Raw genomic sequence first — 1,255 nt, 5'->3', positions numbered from 1 at the left:
CTTTGTGATCTTCAATTTTTCATCTGATCAAGCTTCGATTCAATTCTATCTAACTGCTCTTTTCGTTCTCTTTCTTTTACCACGAACCACCGTGCAATCATTACTGGTATGACGATCAGTATGACTAGAACGATTAAGTTGATTACCACCGGGACAAGGAAGGTTCCCGAGTCAATAGCCATCGTTTTTGTCGTCTCGTTCATTTCTTTCGTCTATCGTGGAGCACTATCGCGAGTGAAGCGCGGCTTGCCAGGCGTAGCTCGAAGAGCGAAGCCTGGAGCGCGAAAAGAGTTGATAGGTGCGTCTGGATCTACTTTTCAATTGTAGGTTTCATGGGATCATCGTCGCGACTAAGGATTATACTCTTAGCATCTTCGATCTCTTTCTTCGCTAATGAGCTTTTATCGGAGAATGCCCGCAGTCTCGAATAAGCATATCTTCGAGAATCGATCGCTGCATCATCTTTGGACATCATTCGTCCTAATAGCCGAATCAATGCATCATGCTCGACTCCTTCTCTTTTCATTCCGTTGATTGCATTTTTTGCAATCATCACTGCCATGCGGTTTTTTTCCTGAGATGCCACTATCGCCGTGAACCAAAAATAATACGACGCTATTTCGGCTATCTTCAGAAATGACTTTAGCTACCGTATTTACGTCAGCATTCAATTCTTCACTATCGTAGGCATAAAGCTGGAAGGTTAGTAGGGTCAAAATTGATGTGATGAACAGACTTTTCATTCTTTCTGTAGATCGTGAAGGACTGGCAACCCAGCCTGCGGATTTAGTAGTCTAAGTGGTTGTCGAATATCAGACGCGTAAATGGGGTTGACCAGCTCCGTCTGGATCTGAACTGGTTCATTCGTCTAACGTGTCCGAATGATCTGTGATGCTCAAGATTCATTTCATTCTTTTCTTATTCCTTAGGTCTAAAAACGTTCATTGTAACCCAAATTACTAGAAACCCGACAATGAGGCAGGGGAGCAGCCAAATACCTGCCGACCCACTAAATGCTGCAAGAAGTCCGATCAAAGCAAATAGCGCAATGAAGCTGTAGACTAATGTATGGCTTCCAGCTTTAGACATTTCATTTTTTCCTCAGATCGTCGAGTGTGAACACGTAGTGAAGCGCGGAGCGCGTAACGGAGTTGATTCACCACGACTGGGTATGCCCGGCATGTTGATAACCTTATATGGTGAAAGTCCATTGTGAAAGACCTGAATAACAAATCAATCACTAGAGAAGCACAAG

At 43.7% G+C, this 1,255-nt stretch carries 1 protein-coding gene; it reads right to left on the bottom strand.

Translation table 11 applies throughout. The features are described from left to right. Window positions 1-500: 500 nt before the first annotated feature. Complete coding sequence (locus QEH52_RS19705; RefSeq protein WP_308952673.1) at window positions 501-743, bottom strand: hypothetical protein; 243 nt, start codon at window positions 741-743, stop codon at window positions 501-503. Window positions 744-1,255 lie beyond the last annotated feature (512 nt).

The organism is Thalassobacterium maritimum, assembly GCF_031127805.1.
In the GTDB taxonomy this organism is placed as follows: domain Bacteria; phylum Verrucomicrobiota; class Verrucomicrobiia; order Opitutales; family Coraliomargaritaceae; genus Thalassobacterium; species Thalassobacterium maritimum.
Note: the sequence above shows the minus strand (reverse complement) of the source record. Positions and strands in the feature narration are given on the sequence as shown.

What these genes read in the sequence shown, in the direction of transcription:
- QEH52_RS19705 (WP_308952673.1), bottom strand. Translation starts at nt 743, where the DNA reads ATGAAAAGTCTGTTCATCACATCAATTTTGACCCTACTAACCTTCCAG.